The 16,431-nt window shown below is 68.0% G+C and carries 14 protein-coding genes and 1 tRNA gene; 7 read left to right on the top strand and 8 right to left on the bottom strand.

All coding sequences use genetic code 11. The features are described from left to right. The first annotated feature begins 80 nt into the window (after positions 1-80). The 3 genes from GGQ96_RS01785 (at position 81) to GGQ96_RS01775 (ending at position 4,217) form a co-directional block, all read left to right on the top strand. Entirely contained in the window at positions 81-287 is a 207-nt protein-coding gene (locus tag GGQ96_RS01785; RefSeq protein WP_184110950.1) for a hypothetical protein, read from the top strand. 15 nt (positions 288-302) lie between these two features. Continuing rightward, a complete protein-coding gene (locus GGQ96_RS01780; RefSeq protein WP_184110948.1) occupies positions 303-1,040 on the top strand; it encodes a hypothetical protein in 738 nt (245 codons plus the stop codon). A gap of 108 nt (positions 1,041-1,148) precedes the next feature. Beyond that, positions 1,149-4,217 carry a ligand-binding sensor domain-containing diguanylate cyclase gene (locus tag GGQ96_RS01775; protein WP_184110946.1) on the top strand — a complete coding sequence of 1,023 codons (3,069 nt, stop codon included), beginning with the start codon at positions 1,149-1,151 and terminating at the stop codon, positions 4,215-4,217. Between the two features lie 238 nt (positions 4,218-4,455). Here the strand turns inward: GGQ96_RS01775 and GGQ96_RS01770 are convergent. From GGQ96_RS01770 to infA, 5 genes are all read right to left on the bottom strand, one after another. Then, positions 4,456-4,531 (bottom strand) — tRNA-Phe (locus GGQ96_RS01770). Between the two features lie 21 nt (positions 4,532-4,552). Continuing rightward, positions 4,553-4,726 (bottom strand): DNA gyrase inhibitor YacG, encoded by a 174-nt coding sequence (locus GGQ96_RS01765; protein ID WP_184110944.1) that lies wholly within the window; start codon positions 4,724-4,726, stop codon positions 4,553-4,555. After that, positions 4,726-5,685, bottom strand: a complete 960-nt coding sequence (locus tag GGQ96_RS01760) for a ribonuclease (protein ID WP_184110942.1) — start codon at positions 5,683-5,685, stop codon at positions 4,726-4,728. The genes GGQ96_RS01765 and GGQ96_RS01760 overlap by 1 nt, the downstream gene beginning before the upstream one ends. Then, the gene (locus GGQ96_RS01755) at positions 5,678-6,283 is read right to left on the bottom strand and encodes a Maf family protein (RefSeq protein ID WP_184110940.1); all 606 of its coding nucleotides are present in this window, start codon (positions 6,281-6,283) and stop codon (positions 5,678-5,680) included. The genes GGQ96_RS01760 and GGQ96_RS01755 overlap by 8 nt, the downstream gene beginning before the upstream one ends. A gap of 38 nt (positions 6,284-6,321) precedes the next feature. Further along, entirely contained in the window at positions 6,322-6,567 is a 246-nt protein-coding gene (gene infA / locus GGQ96_RS01750; protein ID WP_055844981.1) for a translation initiation factor IF-1, read from the bottom strand. 218 nt (positions 6,568-6,785) lie between these two features. Between infA and GGQ96_RS01745 the strand changes: the two genes are divergently transcribed. The 4 genes from GGQ96_RS01745 to treS all read left to right on the top strand — a co-directional run bounded on the left by GGQ96_RS01745 (position 6,786) and on the right by treS (position 12,909). Further along, positions 6,786-7,157, top strand: a complete 372-nt coding sequence (locus GGQ96_RS01745; RefSeq protein ID WP_246360004.1) for a DUF4440 domain-containing protein — start codon at positions 6,786-6,788, stop codon at positions 7,155-7,157. 161 nt (positions 7,158-7,318) lie between these two features. Continuing rightward, entirely contained in the window at positions 7,319-7,666 is a 348-nt protein-coding gene (locus GGQ96_RS01740; protein WP_184110938.1) for a DUF2934 domain-containing protein, read from the top strand. A gap of 48 nt (positions 7,667-7,714) precedes the next feature. After that, on the top strand, positions 7,715-9,709 hold the full coding sequence (locus GGQ96_RS01735) for an alpha-1,4-glucan--maltose-1-phosphate maltosyltransferase (RefSeq protein WP_184110936.1): 1,995 nt from the start codon (positions 7,715-7,717) through the stop codon (positions 9,707-9,709). Then, positions 9,709-12,909: a maltose alpha-D-glucosyltransferase gene (gene treS / locus GGQ96_RS01730; RefSeq protein ID WP_221239743.1), complete on the top strand. Its 3,201-nt coding sequence runs from the start codon at positions 9,709-9,711 to the stop codon at positions 12,907-12,909. Before GGQ96_RS01735 ends, treS begins: the two co-directional genes overlap by 1 nt. Before the next feature lie 69 nt (positions 12,910-12,978). Here the strand turns inward: treS and GGQ96_RS01725 are convergent, their stop codons facing one another. The 3 genes from GGQ96_RS01725 to coxB form a co-directional block, all read right to left on the bottom strand. Next, a complete protein-coding gene (locus tag GGQ96_RS01725; RefSeq protein WP_184110932.1) occupies positions 12,979-13,224 on the bottom strand; it encodes a PEP-CTERM sorting domain-containing protein in 246 nt (81 codons plus the stop codon). Between the two features lie 228 nt (positions 13,225-13,452). Continuing rightward, entirely contained in the window at positions 13,453-15,117 is a 1,665-nt protein-coding gene (gene ctaD / locus GGQ96_RS01720) for a cytochrome c oxidase subunit I (RefSeq protein ID WP_184110930.1), read from the bottom strand. Position 15,118: 1 nt separating this feature from the next. Continuing rightward, a complete protein-coding gene (gene coxB, locus GGQ96_RS01715) occupies positions 15,119-16,282 on the bottom strand; it encodes a cytochrome c oxidase subunit II (protein ID WP_184110928.1) in 1,164 nt (387 codons plus the stop codon). Between the last annotated feature and the right edge of the window lie 149 nt (positions 16,283-16,431).

Here is a 16,431-nt window from a genome sequence, read left to right as displayed (position 1 = left end):
CTCGCATCGTCGCAGCGCGTGGCTCTCCTTCGGCACCAGCCTGGCCCCGGCGCGTTGACCGCCCAGCCAAGGAGAAGACGATGGCCGACGAACGCACCGAACAGCCGATCCTCTACATGCCCGACAGCCCCAATGTTGGCGCGGCCGATCCGGATGGCGACCCGGACAATCCGAAGCGCGCCGCCCAGGACAAGGCGCGCGCCGACGACCTTGCCGCCAAGGTCGCGATCGGCGACGAATTGTCCGCCTACGAGACCGTCGCGGGACGGGGCGTGGCGGGCCAATAAGATCGGAGTGGAGGAATGGGGGCCGGCGCGAGGCTATCCCTGGGAATGGCGCTGGCGGGGGCGCTGGCGGGTTGCGGCCCGTCCGCCCCGAGCGGCGAGACGGCGCGGGCGACCGCTGCCACGTCCTCGCCAACGCCCAGGCCGAGACCGACCGCCACGTCGGTCGCCCTGGCGCGGTCCGGCATCCTGTCCTGCGCGGACGATATCGGCGAGGCCGCCGCCGCGAAGCGGGTCGCGATCTGCCGGAACGTGTCGCCGGCGACGCATCCGCCCTGCAATGCCGCGAACAGCTGTGCGCTGATCGACGACGAGATCGCGCGGGCCTGCGCCCTGTTCGACGGGGACGGGCCACCGATGCAGGGCTGTGGCGCCGATCCGCAGGGCGGGGGGGCGGCGGCGGATGTGGTCCGGCGCTATTATGCTGCCTTGAACGCCCGGGATTATGCCACCGCCTGGCAGTCTTGGGGCGATGATGGCCGGCCGGGCCAGCGTTTCGCGGATTTCAGCAAGGGGTTCGCCCAGACCCGGTCGACCCGCGTGACGATCGGTGCCTTGCCGCCGGCGGAGGGCGCGGCTGGGTCGGTCTACCAGAGCGTGCCGGTCACAGTGGAGGCGGTGCTGGACGATGGCGCGACGCAGCGTTTCACGGGCGCCTATGTCGTGCGGCGTGTGAACGGCGTCGATGGCGCGTCCGCATCGCAACGCCGCTGGCACCTGGACTCGGCGAAGCTGCGGCCGGCGGCGAAACTTTAGACTCGTCGGGAACCAAGCGGCCGAGTGGCCGTTTGAGCGCGTTTTGCTTATTTTAAGGCCTGCGCCATATCGTGTCGTTGGAAACCAATGGGCGATGACCAAGGTATCATGACGTCGGCGCGGGCATCAGGTCGGGAACGGTGGCACATCGCCGCCGCTGCCGTCGCCCTGCTGTTCGCGTTGCTCGTCGGCCAGCGGGCCGCATGGGCCGACCCGGTCGTCCAGCCGCCGATGGTCAAGGACTTCGCCTATGACCGGTGGACGACCAACGAAGGACTGCCGCACAATAGCGTGCAGGGGGTCGTCCAGACGCGCGAGGGCTATTTGTGGCTCGCCACCTGGGAGGGGCTGGCCCGGTATAACGGCACCCGGTTCACCATCTTCTCGCGCGACAGCCACCCGCCGCTGCCCGACAATGGGGTGACCGGCATCCTGTCTGACCGGCAGGGCAATTTATGGATCGGCGACTCGCGCGGCAATCTCGGGCGGCGGGATGCAGCGGGACGATGGCGGTTCTGGACCGCACGGCAGGGACTGCCCCGCGCCTCGATCCTGACCCTCGCGCGGGATGGTCAAGGACGGCTCTGGATCGGCTTCATCCGTGGCGGATTGGGCCTGTTGACTCCCGACGGCCGGTTCCAGCGCGTTCCGATGCCCGCCGGCATGCCATTGATGTCGATCCTGGGGCTGGCCATCGATGCGCAGGGCCGGTTGTGGATCGGCTGCGTCGACGGCCTGGTCGTGCGCACGCCCGATGGCCGGTTCCACCATCTGTCCAAGTCCCTGGGGCTGCCGGCGGGGGCTGTATTGCCGGTCGTCGACCACCGGAACCATGTCTGGCTGCTGGCCGGCGGAGAGCTGCGACAGGTGGAGGGGGGGCAGGCGCGCCTGGTCCATCGTCTGCCGGGCACCAACCGCTTCAGCGCAATGGCCGCGGATCGATGGGGCGGGTTGTGGCTGGGGACCGAGAATCTCGGCCTGCTCCATCTGGCGCGCGGGCGGACGGAATGGATCACCCCGACCCAGGGCCTGCCGGAGGGGCGGATCGCCACCGTCTTCCAGGATCGGGAAGGCAGTATCTGGGTGGGCGTGAATGGCGGTCTGTACCGCCTGCGCCAGGCCCTTTTCACCAATATGCGACAGGAAAATGGCCTGTCCGGCAATTATGTCCGCGCTCTGGTGGAGTCGCGCGACCGCAGCTTGTGGATCGGCAGCAGCCGTGGCCTGGACCGGGTCCTGCCCGATGGTCGGATCCGCCATATCCGAATCGAGCAGGCGGGCGTGCCCGGCGGCAATTCGCCGTCGGTCCTCAGCCTGTTGGCGCAGCCTGATGGCGATGTCTGGGTCGGTACGCTGGGCGACGGCATCTTCCACGTCCGGGACGACCGGATCGTCGCGCGATACGGGCGGTTGGAGGGTATCCGCGACGTCCGCGTCCGGACCCTGGCGACGCGGCGCGACGGCGGCTTATGGGCCGGTACGCGACGCGGCGTCGTGGCGATCGACGGCGAGGGGCGGGTCTGGCATCCCACGCTGCCCGGCCTGCCACAGACGATGGTCTATGCGATCGCCGATACCAGCCATGGCTTGTGGATCGGCACGATCGACGATCTGACCCTGTGGCCGCCGAACGGCGCTCCCCGGCGGATCAGCATGGCGCGGTTGGCCGACGTCAACAGCGCCCTAGGCCTGTTCGAGGACCCGGACCGTAGCGCCATGTGGATCAGCACCGACCGCGGACTGTTTCGCTATCGCTATGCCGATGGCCAGCTCGCCCATGTCGGTCGGAACCAGGGACTGCCGGTCGATACCGTGTTCCAGATGGCGCTGGACCGGCATGGCGCGGCGTGGCTGGGCAGCAACAGCGGCGTGCTGCGGATCGACTATGCGGCGCTGATGGCGGTGGCGGACGGCAGGCGGCGCACGATCCGGGTCGACCGGTTCGACCGGCTGGACGGCATGGCCAGCGCCCAGGGCAACGGCGCCTCCGGACCGACGACCCTGCTGCGCCAGGACGGCTCGATCTGGTTTGCCACGGCCGAAGGAGCAGCGTCCGTCCGGCCGGAGCGCGAGGCGCAGTTGCGGGTTCGCACGCCGCCGCCGCTCGTGATCGAATCGGTGCTGCTCGACGGCGAGGCCGGCCCTCTGACGGACGGGGCCAACTGGGTGTCGATTCCCGCCAAGACGCGGCGGGTATCGATCGCCTATGGCGGCCTGAGTTTCCTGTCGCCGCAGAGCATCCGCTACCGCACCCGGCTGGTGGGCTACGAGAATGACTGGATCGATCGCGGCGCCGAGCGGATCGTCGACTATACGGCGCTGCCGCCGGGTCGCTATGCGCTGCATGTCAGCGCGTCCAGCGGTGGCGGTCCGTGGAGCGCCCAAGACAAGGTGCTGCGCTTCGTGGTCGAGCCGTCGCTGTGGCAGCGTTCCGACTTCCGGTTCGCGCTGGTTGCGGTTGCGGTCGGGCTGGCCGGGCTGGCCTATCGTTGGCGGGTGCTGAACCTGCATCGGCGGGCCCGGCACCTGGGCCGGATGGTCGAGGAGCGCACCGCCGATATCCGTCGCCAGGGTGAGATGCTGATGCTCGCCGCCGAGGAGAAGGACGCCCTGCTCGCCCAGCTCGCCAGCCAGGCGCGCACCTTGCGGCGCATGGCGCATGAGGACGCGCTGACCGGGCTGCCCAATCGGCGGCGCTACGAGGACGAACTGGCGGAGCAGATAGCCTGTTTCGCGGAACATGGTCGAGCCTGGTCGCTGGCGATCCTCGACATCGATCATTTCAAGCGGATCAACGACCAGCATTCGCATGCGGTGGGCGATGCGGCGCTGCGCCGGGTGGCGGCGGTCATGCGCGATGCGGTGCGCGATCGCGATCTGGTCGCGCGGCTGGGCGGCGAGGAGTTCGCGCTGCTGATGCCGGACACCGATGCGGCGGCGGCCAAGGCGGTCTGCGAGCATGTGCGCGGCGCGATCGCCGCGGCCTCCTATGACCCCTGCGCGGCGGGGCTCCGCATCACGGTGAGCATAGGCGTGGCGACCTGGCCGGGGTATCGCTCGGTGTCGGCGATGCAGGCGGCGGCCGACGCCGCGCTCTACCGCGCCAAGGGCGAGGGTCGGAACCGGGTGATATCCTCGGAAGCGGCCAGGCCGGCGACCGTCGGCATAGCGAGCTGAGGGGCGCATCGATCGCCCGATCGGTCACGTCGTGCCGAAAAGGCAGGAGAGACGAGCGCGTATCGTCCTGGATGAACTCCGGGCCGGCCGATGGACTATCGTAGCATCGCTAAGATCGGACATGGCGGATCGCTTGGCCGGCGCAAGCTTTGCCACAGCATCGCCAGGGACGACTCAAAGCTAAGCGCAGCGATGATCGGCGAGTTTCCCGGCGAATAGTGGTCGCGACGGGGAAGTGTGGTGCCCAAGGGCGGATTCGAACCACCGACACTGCGATTTTCAGTCGCATGCTCTACCAACTGAGCTACTTGGGCCCGCGTAGCGGAAGCGCGTCTCTAGTAGGAGCCATCGGCGCTGTCCAGCCCTTCTTTCGAAGAATTTTGATCCGGTAGCCGATAGCTCTCGTTCAGCCATTGCAGCAGATCGCGGTCGCGGTGCCGCGCCGAACAAAAGGGGCGGTGATCGAGGTGGGCAGGTTCGGAACAGATCGGGCAGGCGGGTTCGGCCATCACAGGCTCTCCAGCAGGGGTGTCGCGCCGGTACGGCGGGCCAGCGCCGCCAGCCAGGCCGGACGCGCGGTCAGATAGGCCAGGACGGGCGCTGGCAGGCGATGCCGGTTCGAACCGCCCGGCGGCACCCGCTCCAGCAGCCGCAGCGCGGCGCGGGCGGCGGCGGCGACCGGATCGGCGCGCAACCGCTCGGGCAGCGAGGCGCGCGGGCGCGGCCGGACGATCTGGACGAAGCCGAAGCCGTTCATCGCGGTCCGCTCGAACGGCGGCGCCAGAAGACGGTCGATCGCCGCCGTAACCGCTTGCCGCGCCGCCTTGCCCTCGATGGTGGGGAAGTCGATGCCGATCGAGCCGCCGATGCCGTGCCGGCGGATCGCCCCGGCCACCGCTTCGGCCGCCGCGATCGCCAGCGGTTCGAGCGGCGGCGGGCCGTCCACGTCGAACAGGGTCATGGCCGGCGTGGGCGTCATCACCAGCGCGCCGCCCGGCACCGCCTCGGCGAAGCCGATATCGCCGGTCTGCGCCTCTTCGAGCAGTTCGGACCAGCCTGCCGCCTCCAGCGCATCCGGCTGGTGCGGGAGGAGCGTGCGGACGGGGTGGCCGGTCGCGGCGATGCGGGCGCGCAGGTCGGGGCCGGGCCGCTCCTCCTGATCGGTCAGGATGGCGCGTGGCGGCTTGGGCCGGCCGATCTCGGGCAGGGCCTCGCGCACGATCTCGACGGTCAGGTCGCGCCCGGCGGACAGGCCGGCGGGGACGCCGGTGATCAGCGCCATGGTGCCGTCCGCCAGCGACAAGCGGCCCTGGCGGCCGGGCAGCAGATGGGTGAGGCGCGCGCGCATGACGCTGCCCAGGCGCGGGCCGCTATCCTCGGGCTCGACCAGCGCTTCCAGGATGCGGCCGTCCTCGACCAGCGCGGCGCGGGATTCGCCGATCCCGGCCTCGTGGAGCCATTCAGGCAAGCGGCAGGCCCGCGGCGCGCAGCAGCGCCCTGGTCTCGGTCAACGGGAGGCCGACGACGCCGCTATGGCTGCCATGGAGGAAGCGGATAAAGGCCTCGGCGCGGCCCTGGATGGCATAGCCACCGGCCTTGCCCATTCCTTCGCCGGTGGCGACATAGGCGTCGATCTCGGCGGGGGTGAGCGGACGAAAGGCGATGATGGTGTCGGACAGGCGGACGCGCTCGCGCCCGTCCCGGCCGATCACGCAAACCGCCGACAGGCAGTGATGCCGCCGGCCGGAGAGAAGGCGCAGCATCCGGCGCAGGTCGGTTGCATCCTCTGGCTTGCCCAGGATGCGCGGGCCGACCGCGATCGTCGTGTCGCCGGCCAGCACGATCTCGTCCGCGCCGCGGGCGACGGCGCGCGCCTTGCCCAGCGCCAGTCGCTGCGCATAATCGCGGGCGGCCTCAGCCGGCAGCGGCGTCTCGTCGATATCGGGCGCGGCCAGGCGGTCGGGCACCAGGCCCAGCCGGCCGAGCAGCTCCAGCCGGCGCGGCGAGGTGGAGGCGAGCACAAGCGTGGCGACGGGCGCGGACGCTGTTTCGAGGCGATCGGTCATGGTCGGTGGCAGCGGCGCGACGGACGCGCCACCGGCGATCAGGACGGGCCGGGGCCGCCGCGGCCGGGCATGAAGCGATAGGTGATGCGACCCTTGGTGAGGTCATAGGGAGTCAGCTCGACGAGCACCTCGTCGCCCACCAGCACGCGAATGCGATTCTTGCGCATCTTGCCGGCGGTATGCCCCAAAATCTCGTGGTCGTTCTCGAGTTGCACGCGGAACATCGCGTTGGGGAGCAATTCCACCACGCGACCGCGCATCTCGAGCAGTTCTTCCTTGGCCAAACACAAACCCTTTGTCGTGAAGATGCGTCGCCTTACCCCAACGGGCACCAAAAAGAAAGGCGCGAGGGGGCGGCGGCTCGCGCCATGCTCGGTCGGCGCATCGTCAAGATGGGATGTCGGCGGGGGATTGGCAAGCCGGCGGGTCAGGGGGGAACGATCGCGCCGGTCGCGCGCTCCTGCGGCCGGACACGAGTCCATGCGACCATTTGGGAGACGGGATGATGGACGACGCACGCATCTGGACGTTCGAGGAAAGCCTGTGGACGGCCACGCCCGAACATTATCGCGAGTCGATCGACGACGAATGCCTGATGGTCGTGCCCACGCCGCCCTTCGTGATGAGCGGCGAGGAGGCGGTCGCCGCGGTCTCCGCCACGCCGCGCTGGACCGATGTATCCTTCACCGAGCGGCGCGTCGCACGCCCGCAGGAAGGGCTGATCGTCATCGCCTATCGGGTCCGTGCGTCCAAGGATGGCGAGGATGCCTATGAGGCGCATTGCACCTCCACCTATCGGCGACGGGGGCATGAGGACTGGACCGTGATCCAGCACCAGCAGACGCCACCGCTCGCCGCCACGACCACGCGCTAAGTCGCTGATCTCGCGCAAGCATGCCGCGAGGGAGAGATTTCGCGCCATTCCCGATGCAACCGGAAGCGCGTGCCGGCGGTTTTCCGTTGAGCCGGCGCTGTCGCGTGGCATGGATGGCGCTGGCGCGAACGCCCTCGCGCCATCGTTGAAGGAGGGATCGAATGACCGACGAGCGCCATGAGAAGATCAGCCGCCGCGCCTATGAATTGTGGGAGAAGGACGGCGGCGGGCATGGCCGGCACGACGATCACTGGCACCAGGCAGCGAGCGAACATGATGCGGAGGGATCCTCTGCCGCTAACGCACTGCCGGAGGAGCCCGCCGACTCCCCGGCGTCGCCGACCCCGATGACCGAGACGCCCGTCGCCGCGCACGATCCGGAGCCGGCCGACCATCCGGTGCAGACCACCGCCGCCGAGCCGCTGGCGCCGCCGGCGGCCGTGTCCGCCAAGCCGGCGGCCCGGACGACTAAGGCGCGCAAAGCCAAGTCACCGGCCAAGCCCGCCTGATTTCCGCGGGTCGTTCCCGTCCGTTTCCCAGCATCGACCGGAGTTTGCATGGCCGACGCCCTTGTGCCTGTGTCCTCGACCGACCCAATCCTGCTGCCGCCCCCCGCCACCGCCGATCAGGCGGCGGCGATGCCGCGGCTGGTGGTCGAGTCCCTCAGTCCCAGCGTGGAGGGTGGCGACTATCCCGTCCGACGGGTGATCGGGGACGAGGTCACGGTCGAGGCGACGGTGTTCACCGACGGCCACGAACAACTAGCGGTCGAGCTGCTCTGGCGGCCGTGCGACGAGGCGGAGTGGCGGCGGGTGCCGATGACCGCGTTGCCGACCGACGTCTGGACCGCCCGCTTCACCCCTGACCGGCTCGGACGGCATGAATATGCAGTCGAGGGTTGGCTGGACGTGTTCGGCGGTTTCCGCCGCGACTATCGCAAGAAGCTGGATGCCGGAGTCGCGCAGGACGTCGATCGGCAGGAGGGGCGCAGCCTGGTCGAGGCGGCGGCGGCGCGACAGCCCGCCCTGCGCGACTGGGTGTCCCGGATCGACGGGGCGGTCGAGGGCGCGGCGGAGCTGTTGCTGTCCGACGACCTCGCGGCGGCGATGGCGGCGGCGGATACACGGCCCTTCGTCGTCCGCTCGCCCCGGCAGCTGGTCGATGCCGAGCGGATCGCGGCGCGCTTCTCCTCCTGGTATGAGCTGTTTCCGCGCTCGATCACCACCGATCCGGCCCGACACGGAACGTTCGACGATGTCATCGGCCGCCTGCCGCAGATTCGGGACATGGGGTTCGACACGCTCTACTTCCCGCCGATCCATCCGATCGGTCGCACCCATCGCAAGGGGCCGAACAACAGCCTGACGGCGGGCGAGGGTGATCCCGGCAGTCCCTATGCGATCGGCGCGGCGGAGGGCGGGCATGATGCGGTCCATCCCGAACTGGGCGGCTTCGAGGCGTTCGCCCGGCTGGTCGAGGCGGCCCGTGCACACGGTCTGGAGATCGCGCTCGACTTTGCGATCCAAGCTTCGCCCGATCATCCCTGGCTGACCGAGCATCCCGGCTGGTTCGCCTGGCGGCCCGATGGCTCGATGAAATACGCGGAAAATCCGCCCAAGAAATATCAGGACATCGTCAATGTCGACTTCTACGGACCGGACGCCGTCCCTGGCCTGTGGGCGGCGCTGCGCGACGTGGTGCTGCTTTGGGTCGAGAATGGCGTCAAGACGTTCCGCGTCGACAATCCCCACACCAAGCCACTGCCCTTTTGGGAGTGGATGATCGCCGACGTGCGCGCGCGGCATCCCGACGTCATCTTCCTGGCGGAGGCCTTTACCCGGCCGACCATGATGTACCGGCTGGCCAAGGTCGGCTTCTCGCAAAGCTATACCTATTTCACCTGGCGCGACACCAAGGCGGAGCTGGAAAGCTACATCACCGAACTGACCACCGAGGCACCGAAGGAATTCTACCGCCCGCATTTCTTCGTCAACACGCCCGACATCAATCCGGTCTATCTTCAGACTTCGGGCCGACCGGGCTTCCGCATCCGTGCGGTGCTTGCGGCGACGCTGTCGGGCCTGTTCGGCGTCTATTCGGGGTTCGAACTGTGCGAGTCCGACCCTGTCCCCGGCAAGGAAGAGTATAACGACAGCGAGAAGTATATCGTCAAACCGCGCGACTGGAACGCGCCGGGCAATATCATCCTCGACATCGCGATGCTCAACCGTCTGCGTCGTCGCTATCCGGCCTTGCAGACGCATCTGGGCACCCGCTTCTTCGTGGCGGGAAACGATCATATCATCTGGTACGGCAAGCCGGACCCGGACGGGCAGGGGATCATCTGCGTGATGGTCAATCTCGACCCGCATCAGGGCCAGGAGTGCATGTTCCAGGTGCCACTCTGGGAGCTGGGCTTGGACGATAACGGCAGCGTCGCGGTGGAGGATCTGGCGGAGGGCTATCGCTTCCGCTGGTATGGCCGGGATCAATTCATCCGGATCGAGCCCGACCAGCCGTTCCGCATCTGGCGCCTGACGAGGGATCAATGATGAGTGAAGCGCCCGACACCATGACCGATCCGCTCTGGTACAAGGACGCGGTGATCTATCAGGTCCATATCAAGTCCTTCTACGATTCGAACAATGACGGGATCGGCGACTTCAAGGGTCTGATCCAGAAGCTGGACTATATCGCCGACCTGGGCGTGACCTGTATCTGGCTGCTGCCCTTCTTCCCGTCGCCGCGCCGCGACGACGGCTATGACATCGCCGAATATCGCGACGTCTCACCCGATTACGGGACGATGGAGGATGCGCGGGCCTTCATCGCGGCGGCGCACGAGCGCGGAATCCGCGTCGTGTTCGAGCTGGTCATCAATCACACCTCCGACCAGCATCCGTGGTTCCAGGCCGCCCGCCGCGCTCCGGCGGGCAGCCCGGAGCGCAATTTCTACGTCTGGTCCGACGACAACACGCTCTATTCGGGCACCCGGATCATCTTCCTCGACACCGAGAAGTCGAACTGGACGTGGGACGAGGAGGCGGGCGCCTATTTCTGGCATCGCTTCTATTCGCACCAGCCGGACCTGAACTTCGACAATCCGGCGGTGATCGAGGAAGTGCTGTCGGTCATGCGCTTCTGGCTCGACATGGGCGTGGACGGGCTGCGGCTCGACGCCATCCCCTATCTGATCGAGCGGGACGGCACCTCGAACGAGAATCTCCAGGAGACGCACGAGGTCCTGAAGATCATCCGGCGCACGCTGGATGCCGAATATCCCGATCGGATGCTGTTGGCCGAGGCCAATATGTGGCCCGAGGACACCCAGCAATATTTCGGCGACGGCGAGCGGGGCGACGAATGCCACATGGCGTTCCACTTTCCGCTGATGCCGCGCATGTACATGGCGGTGGCGCAGGAGGATCGCTTCCCGATCACCGACATCATGCGCCAGACGCCCGATATTCCGGCCGGGTGCCAATGGGCCATCTTCCTGCGCAACCATGACGAGCTGACGCTCGAAATGGTGACCGATGCCGAGCGCGACTATCTGTGGAACACCTACGCCGCCGATCGCCGCGCGCGCATCAACCTGGGCATCCGCCGCCGTCTCGCCCCCCTGATGGAACGCGACCGGCGGCGCATCGAGCTGATGAACGCGCTGCTCCTGACCATGCCGGGCACGCCGGTGCTCTACTATGGCGACGAGATCGGGATGGGCGACAACATCCATCTCGGCGACCGCGACGGCGTGCGCACGCCGATGCAATGGTCGCCCGACCGGAATGGCGGGTTCAGCCGCTGCGATCCGCCCGACCTGACGCTGCCGGTGATCCAGGACCCGCTCTATGGCTATGAAGCGGTGAACGTCGAGGCGGCGGAGCGCGATCGCCACTCGCTGCTCAACGCGGTCAAGCGGATGCTGGCGGTGCGGCGCGAGCACCAGGCATTCGGCCGCGGGACGCAGCGGTTCCTGCGTCCGGCCAATCGGAAGATCCTGGCCTATGTGCGCGAATATGGCGACGACGCCATCCTGTGCGTGTTCAACCTCAGCCGCACCGCCCAGGCGCTGGAGCTGGAGCTGGCGGATTTCGAGGGCCGCACGCCGATCGAGATGACCGGCGGCACGCCGTTCCCGGCGATCGGCCTTGCGCCGTATGTGCTGACGCTGCCGCCCTACGGCTTCCTGTGGTTCGCGCTGTCGTCGCAGGCGGATGCGCCGTCCTGGGCGACGCCGCCCGCGCCGCTGGAGGCGGAGCGCTTCACCTTCGTGCTGCGCCCGGCGTTCGAGGATATCGCGGTCGGTTCCAATCGCTCGGTGCTGGAGGGCGATGTGCTGCCCGCCTATGTCGCGCAGCGGCGCTGGTTCGGCGCGAAGGACGAGACGATTCAAGCGGTGCGTCTCACCCGGCTCGATCCGATGCCGCAGGTCGCCGACCTGCTGCTCGCCGAGGTCGAGGTGGAGACCGATCAGGGCGCGTATCGCTACGCCCTGCCGCTCGGCATCGCCTGGGAGGGCGAGGTGCAGAGTCGCTTCGCCGCCGGTCTCGCGCTGGCGCGGGTGCGGCGCGGGCGGCAGGTCGGCCTGTTGACCGATGGCTTCGCCGTGTCCGATTTCGCGCGATCGGTGATCGCGGCGATGCAGGGCGATGTGGTCGTCGGCGAGGGCGAGGCTGCGCTGGCGTTCGCGTCCGAGGGGCTCGACCTGGCCGAGGATGCCGAGCTGGAATGGCTCACCGCCGAACAGTCGAACAGCTCGATGGTGCTGGGCCAGTCGGTGGTGCTCAAGCTGCTCCGCCGCCTGGAGGCGGGGGTCCATCCCGATGCGGAGATGGTGCGCTATCTGGTCGCCGGCGGCTATGAGGCGGTGCCGCCGGTGCTGGGCGAGGTGCGGCGCGTCGGCGACGGCACGCTGCTGATGCTGGCGCAGCGTTTCGTGCACAATCAGGGCGATGCCTGGAGCTGGACGCTGGCGATGCTTGAACGCCTGGCGACCGACGACAGTGCGACATTCGCCAATTACGCCAGTTTCGCGGAGACGATGGGCCGCCGGCTGGCGGAGATGCACGACGTGCTGGCGCGGCCGAGCGACGATCCGGCCTTCGCGCCCGAGCCGATGGATGCGGACGGGGCGGCGCATCTGGCGGCGGACGTGCGGGGCGACGTCGAGCGGGCGCTGACGCAGATCGCGGCGGCCGGCCTGACCGGCGAGGCGGCCGAGTGGCTCGCCGCAAACGGCGATGCGGTGGCAACGCGGATCGAGTCGGTCGCGGCCGGTGCGGTCGGGGCGCTGCGGACCCGCATCCATGGCGACCTGCATCTGGGGCAGGTGCTGGTGACCGGCGGCGATGTGATGATCATCGACTTCGAGGGGCAGCCGGCGAAGCCGCTCGCCGAACGGCGCGCGAAGGATCTGGCGCTGCGCGATGTCGCCGGCATCCTGCGCTCATTCGACTATGCGACCGCCGTTGCCGACCGGTCCCGGCCGCCGGGGCCGGATACCGAGGCGCTGCGCGCGGAACGGCGCTATGTCCGGTTCTGCCATGATGCGCGCAGCGTCTTCCTCGACGCCTATCGTGCGGCGCGGGACGTGGCGGTGGACCCGGCGCTGCTCGACTTGTTGCTGGTGGCGAAAGCCGCCTATGAGGTCGGCTACGAGGCGGCGAACCGGCCCGACTGGATCGAGGTGCCGGTCGATGGCCTGTATCGCGCGGCGCGCCGGCTGATCGGGACCCAGAACGACGGATGACGGCCGGGGGGCGGGTCGGTCGACAAACGACCGGGCTGCCCCCGCCACGTCTGCCGGTCTAGCGGCGTATCAGGCGGGGACCGAGCGGACGCTGCGGCGGTTGCGCCGGGTGACGACGGTCAGCCCCACGCCGACCAGCATGATCAACGCGGTCGAGCTTTCGGGCGCGAGCGTCGCCAGTTGCGGCCTGGCGCTGGCGCCGGCTTGGTTCGGATTGGCCGGGCCAGCCGTGTGCGCAGCATGGCTGGGATTGGCATGGACCCCGGCGGCAATGGTCAAAAGGGCCGCGCCGATCGTCAGGCGAAAATGGGTCATCGAGCATACTCCGTCGCTGGGCTTCGTTTCGCGCTCAAAGTGGTCCAAGTGCGTCCTTAACCTCGATATCTCCAGTTTGTTGCAGTGCGGCGAAGATTGCCACTGGTGATTGTGCAACTGCGAATGCAACTTGGTCAATCGCCGAAGGGGTCGGACCGTCAGGTCGAAAAAAACGCCCCGGAGTGTCCTCCGGGGCGGTCATGATGCCGATGCTGTCGGATCGGGGGATCAGTCGATGCGCGGCAGCGTCTCGAACTGGTGATAGGGCGGCGGGCTGGACAAGGTCCATTCCAGCGTCGTCGCGCCTTCGCCCCAGGGATTGTCGGGTGCCTTGGGCCCGGCCAGCAAGGAGTAGACCAGGTTGATGAAGAAGATCACCATGCCCGCCGCCATGATCATATAGCCGATCGACGCCACCGTGTTCCAATGCGCGAAGGCGTCCGGATAATCCGGATAGCGGCGCGGCATCCCCTGCAGGCCCAGGAAGTGCATCGGGAAGAACATCACGTTCACGCCGATGAAGAAGACGATGAAGTGGAGCTGGCCGAGGAACTCGTTGTACATCCGCCCCGACATTTTCGGGAACCAGTAATAGAACCCGGCGAACAACGAGAAGACGGCGCCGAGCGACAGCACGTAGTGGAAATGGGCGACGACATAATAGGTGTCCTGCATATAGTCGTCGATGCCGCCGTTGGCGAGCACCACGCCGGTCACGCCGCCCACCGTGAACATGAAGATGAAGCCGATCGCCCAGGTCATCGGCGTCGGAAAGCGCATCGAGCCGCCCCACATCGTCGCGATCCAGGAAAAGATCTTGATGCCGGTGGGCACCGCGATCACCATGGTCGCGGCGGTGAAGTACATCTTGGTGTTCACGCTGAGGCCGGTGGTGAACATGTGGTGCGCCCACACCACGAAGCCGACGATGCCGATTGCGACCATGGCATAGGCCATGCCGAGATAGCCGAACACCGGCTTGCGGCTGAAGGTGGCGATGATCTGGCTGACGATGCCGAAGCCGGGCAGGATCATGATGTACACTTCGGGATGGCCGAAGAACCAGAAGAGATGCTGGTAGAGGATCGGGTCGCCGCCGCCCGCCGGGTCGAAGAAGGTCGTGCCGAAATTGCGGTCGGTCAGCAACATGGTGATCGCGGCCGCCAGCACCGGCAGCGACAGCAGCAGCAGGAAGGCGGTGACCAGCACCGACCAGACGAACAGCGGCATCTTGTGCAGCGTCATGCCGGGCGCGCGCATGTTGAAGATGGTGGTGATGAAGTTGATCGCCCCCAAGATCGACGACGCGCCCGCCAGATGGAGCGCCAGGATCGCCATGTCGGTCGACGGTCCCGGCTCGCCATAGGTGGAGAGCGGCGCATAGAGCGTCCAGCCATTGCCCGCGCCGCCGAAGAAGGGCGAGGCGAGCAGCAGGATGAAGGCCGGCACGATCAGCCAGAAGCTGATATTGTTCATGCGCGGAAAGGCCATGTCGGGCGCGCCGATCATGACCGGCACGAACCAGTTGCCGAACCCGCCGATCATCGCCGGCATGACCATGAAGAACACCATGATCAGACCGTGCGCGGTGATCATCACGTTCCACAGATGGAGCGATTCGTCGAATGACGCCTCTCCGCCATGCAGCAGCGATGCCCAGCCCTGAAGATACTGGATGCCGGGATGGGCCAGCTCGGCGCGCATCAGGCCGGACACCGCGCCGCCGATGATCCCCGCGACGATCGCGAAGATCAGGTAGAGCGTGCCGATGTCCTTGTGGTTGGTGGACATGAACCAGCGGGCGAAGAAGCCCGGCTTGTGATCGGCATCGTGATGATGGGCATGGTCGCCATGCGTCTGGAACGCCGAGGGATGGAGGGCGGTGTCGGTCATCTTACTGTCCAGCGTTGCCGGCGGCGGAGGGATTGCCCGACGCGCCTTGAGTGGTGGCGGGAGCGGCGGTGGTGGCGTTCTCGACCGGGCCGGTGGCGTTGGCGGTCGCCGCGCCTTCTTCGGCCTTGGCGGCGGAGCCGTCCGCGCCCGGCTGCGGGATCACCTTGTCGGATGCGGCGCCCGGTGTCGGCATGGTGCCGCCCTTGGCGCGGATCCAGGCCGCGAACTGCGCCGGGGTCACTGCCTCGACCGCGATCGGCATATAGGCGTGGCGCGCGCCGCACAGTTCGGAGCACTGCCCGAAATAGAGGCCCGGCTTCTCGATGGTGAAGCTGGTCTCGTTCAGCCGGCCCGGCACCGCGTCCAGCTTGATCCAGAAGGCGGGGACCGCCCAGCTGTGGATCACGTCGTTGGCGGTGGTGATCAGGCGGATCGGCACGCCGACCGGCAGCACCACGCGATTGTCGGTGGCGAGCAGGCGCGGCCCGTCGCGGTCGGTGCGCGCCCGCTCGCCCGCGCCGACCTGGTTCTTTTCCTTCAGCATGTTGGCGGTGATCTCGATGCCGCCATGGTCGGGATATTGATAGCTCCAATACCATTGGTTGCCGATCGCCTTCAGCGTCACCGCGCCCGCCGGGGCCGGCCTGAACTGCGCCTGCAGCAGGCCGATCGACGGCAGCGCGATCAGCACCAGGATCGCCACCGGCAGCAGCGTCCAGATGATCTCGATCGTGGTGTTATGGCTGGTCTTGGACGGGATCGGGTTGGCCTGAGCGCGGAAGCGGATCACGACCCAGATCAGCAGCGCCAGCACGAACAGCGAGATGACGGTGATGACCGGGAACAGGATCGAATTGTGCATCCAGTGCGCGAACTCGCCGTTGCGGGTGACCTGGGGCTGGAGACCGAACACGCCGTTCGACGGCTGGCCGATGCCGGGCCGCGCCACCGCGCCGGGGGCGCCGTCGACCGCGAGCAGCGGGCTGGTCGGCGCGGCGGGCGGAGTCGCCGCCGCCGTGGTCGGCGCGGTGTTGCTGGTCCCGGCCGGCGCGGCCGCCTGTTGCGGGATGGGCGCGGGGGCGGCGAACGCCCCGGGTCCAAGCCCCATGGCCGCGAGCGCCACGCCCGCCGCGATCGCTGTCCGCTTCAACCCGGATGTGCCCATCTTATTGTTTTTCCCCGTTCATCACGGTTTTTGGCCGTGTCGGCCAACCTCACCCATTGAACATGGCTATACGACGGGGGTCGCCGGGCCTCAACCCGCGTGACCGGCTAAATCGTTGCTGCACTGCGACGACGCGTTGCCACGCGCGC

The sequence above is a fragment of the Sphingomonas abaci genome, assembly GCF_014199625.1.
Taxonomy (GTDB): Bacteria; Pseudomonadota; Alphaproteobacteria; order Sphingomonadales; family Sphingomonadaceae; genus Sphingomonas; species Sphingomonas abaci.
Note: the sequence above shows the minus strand (reverse complement) of the source record. Positions and strands in the feature narration are given on the sequence as shown.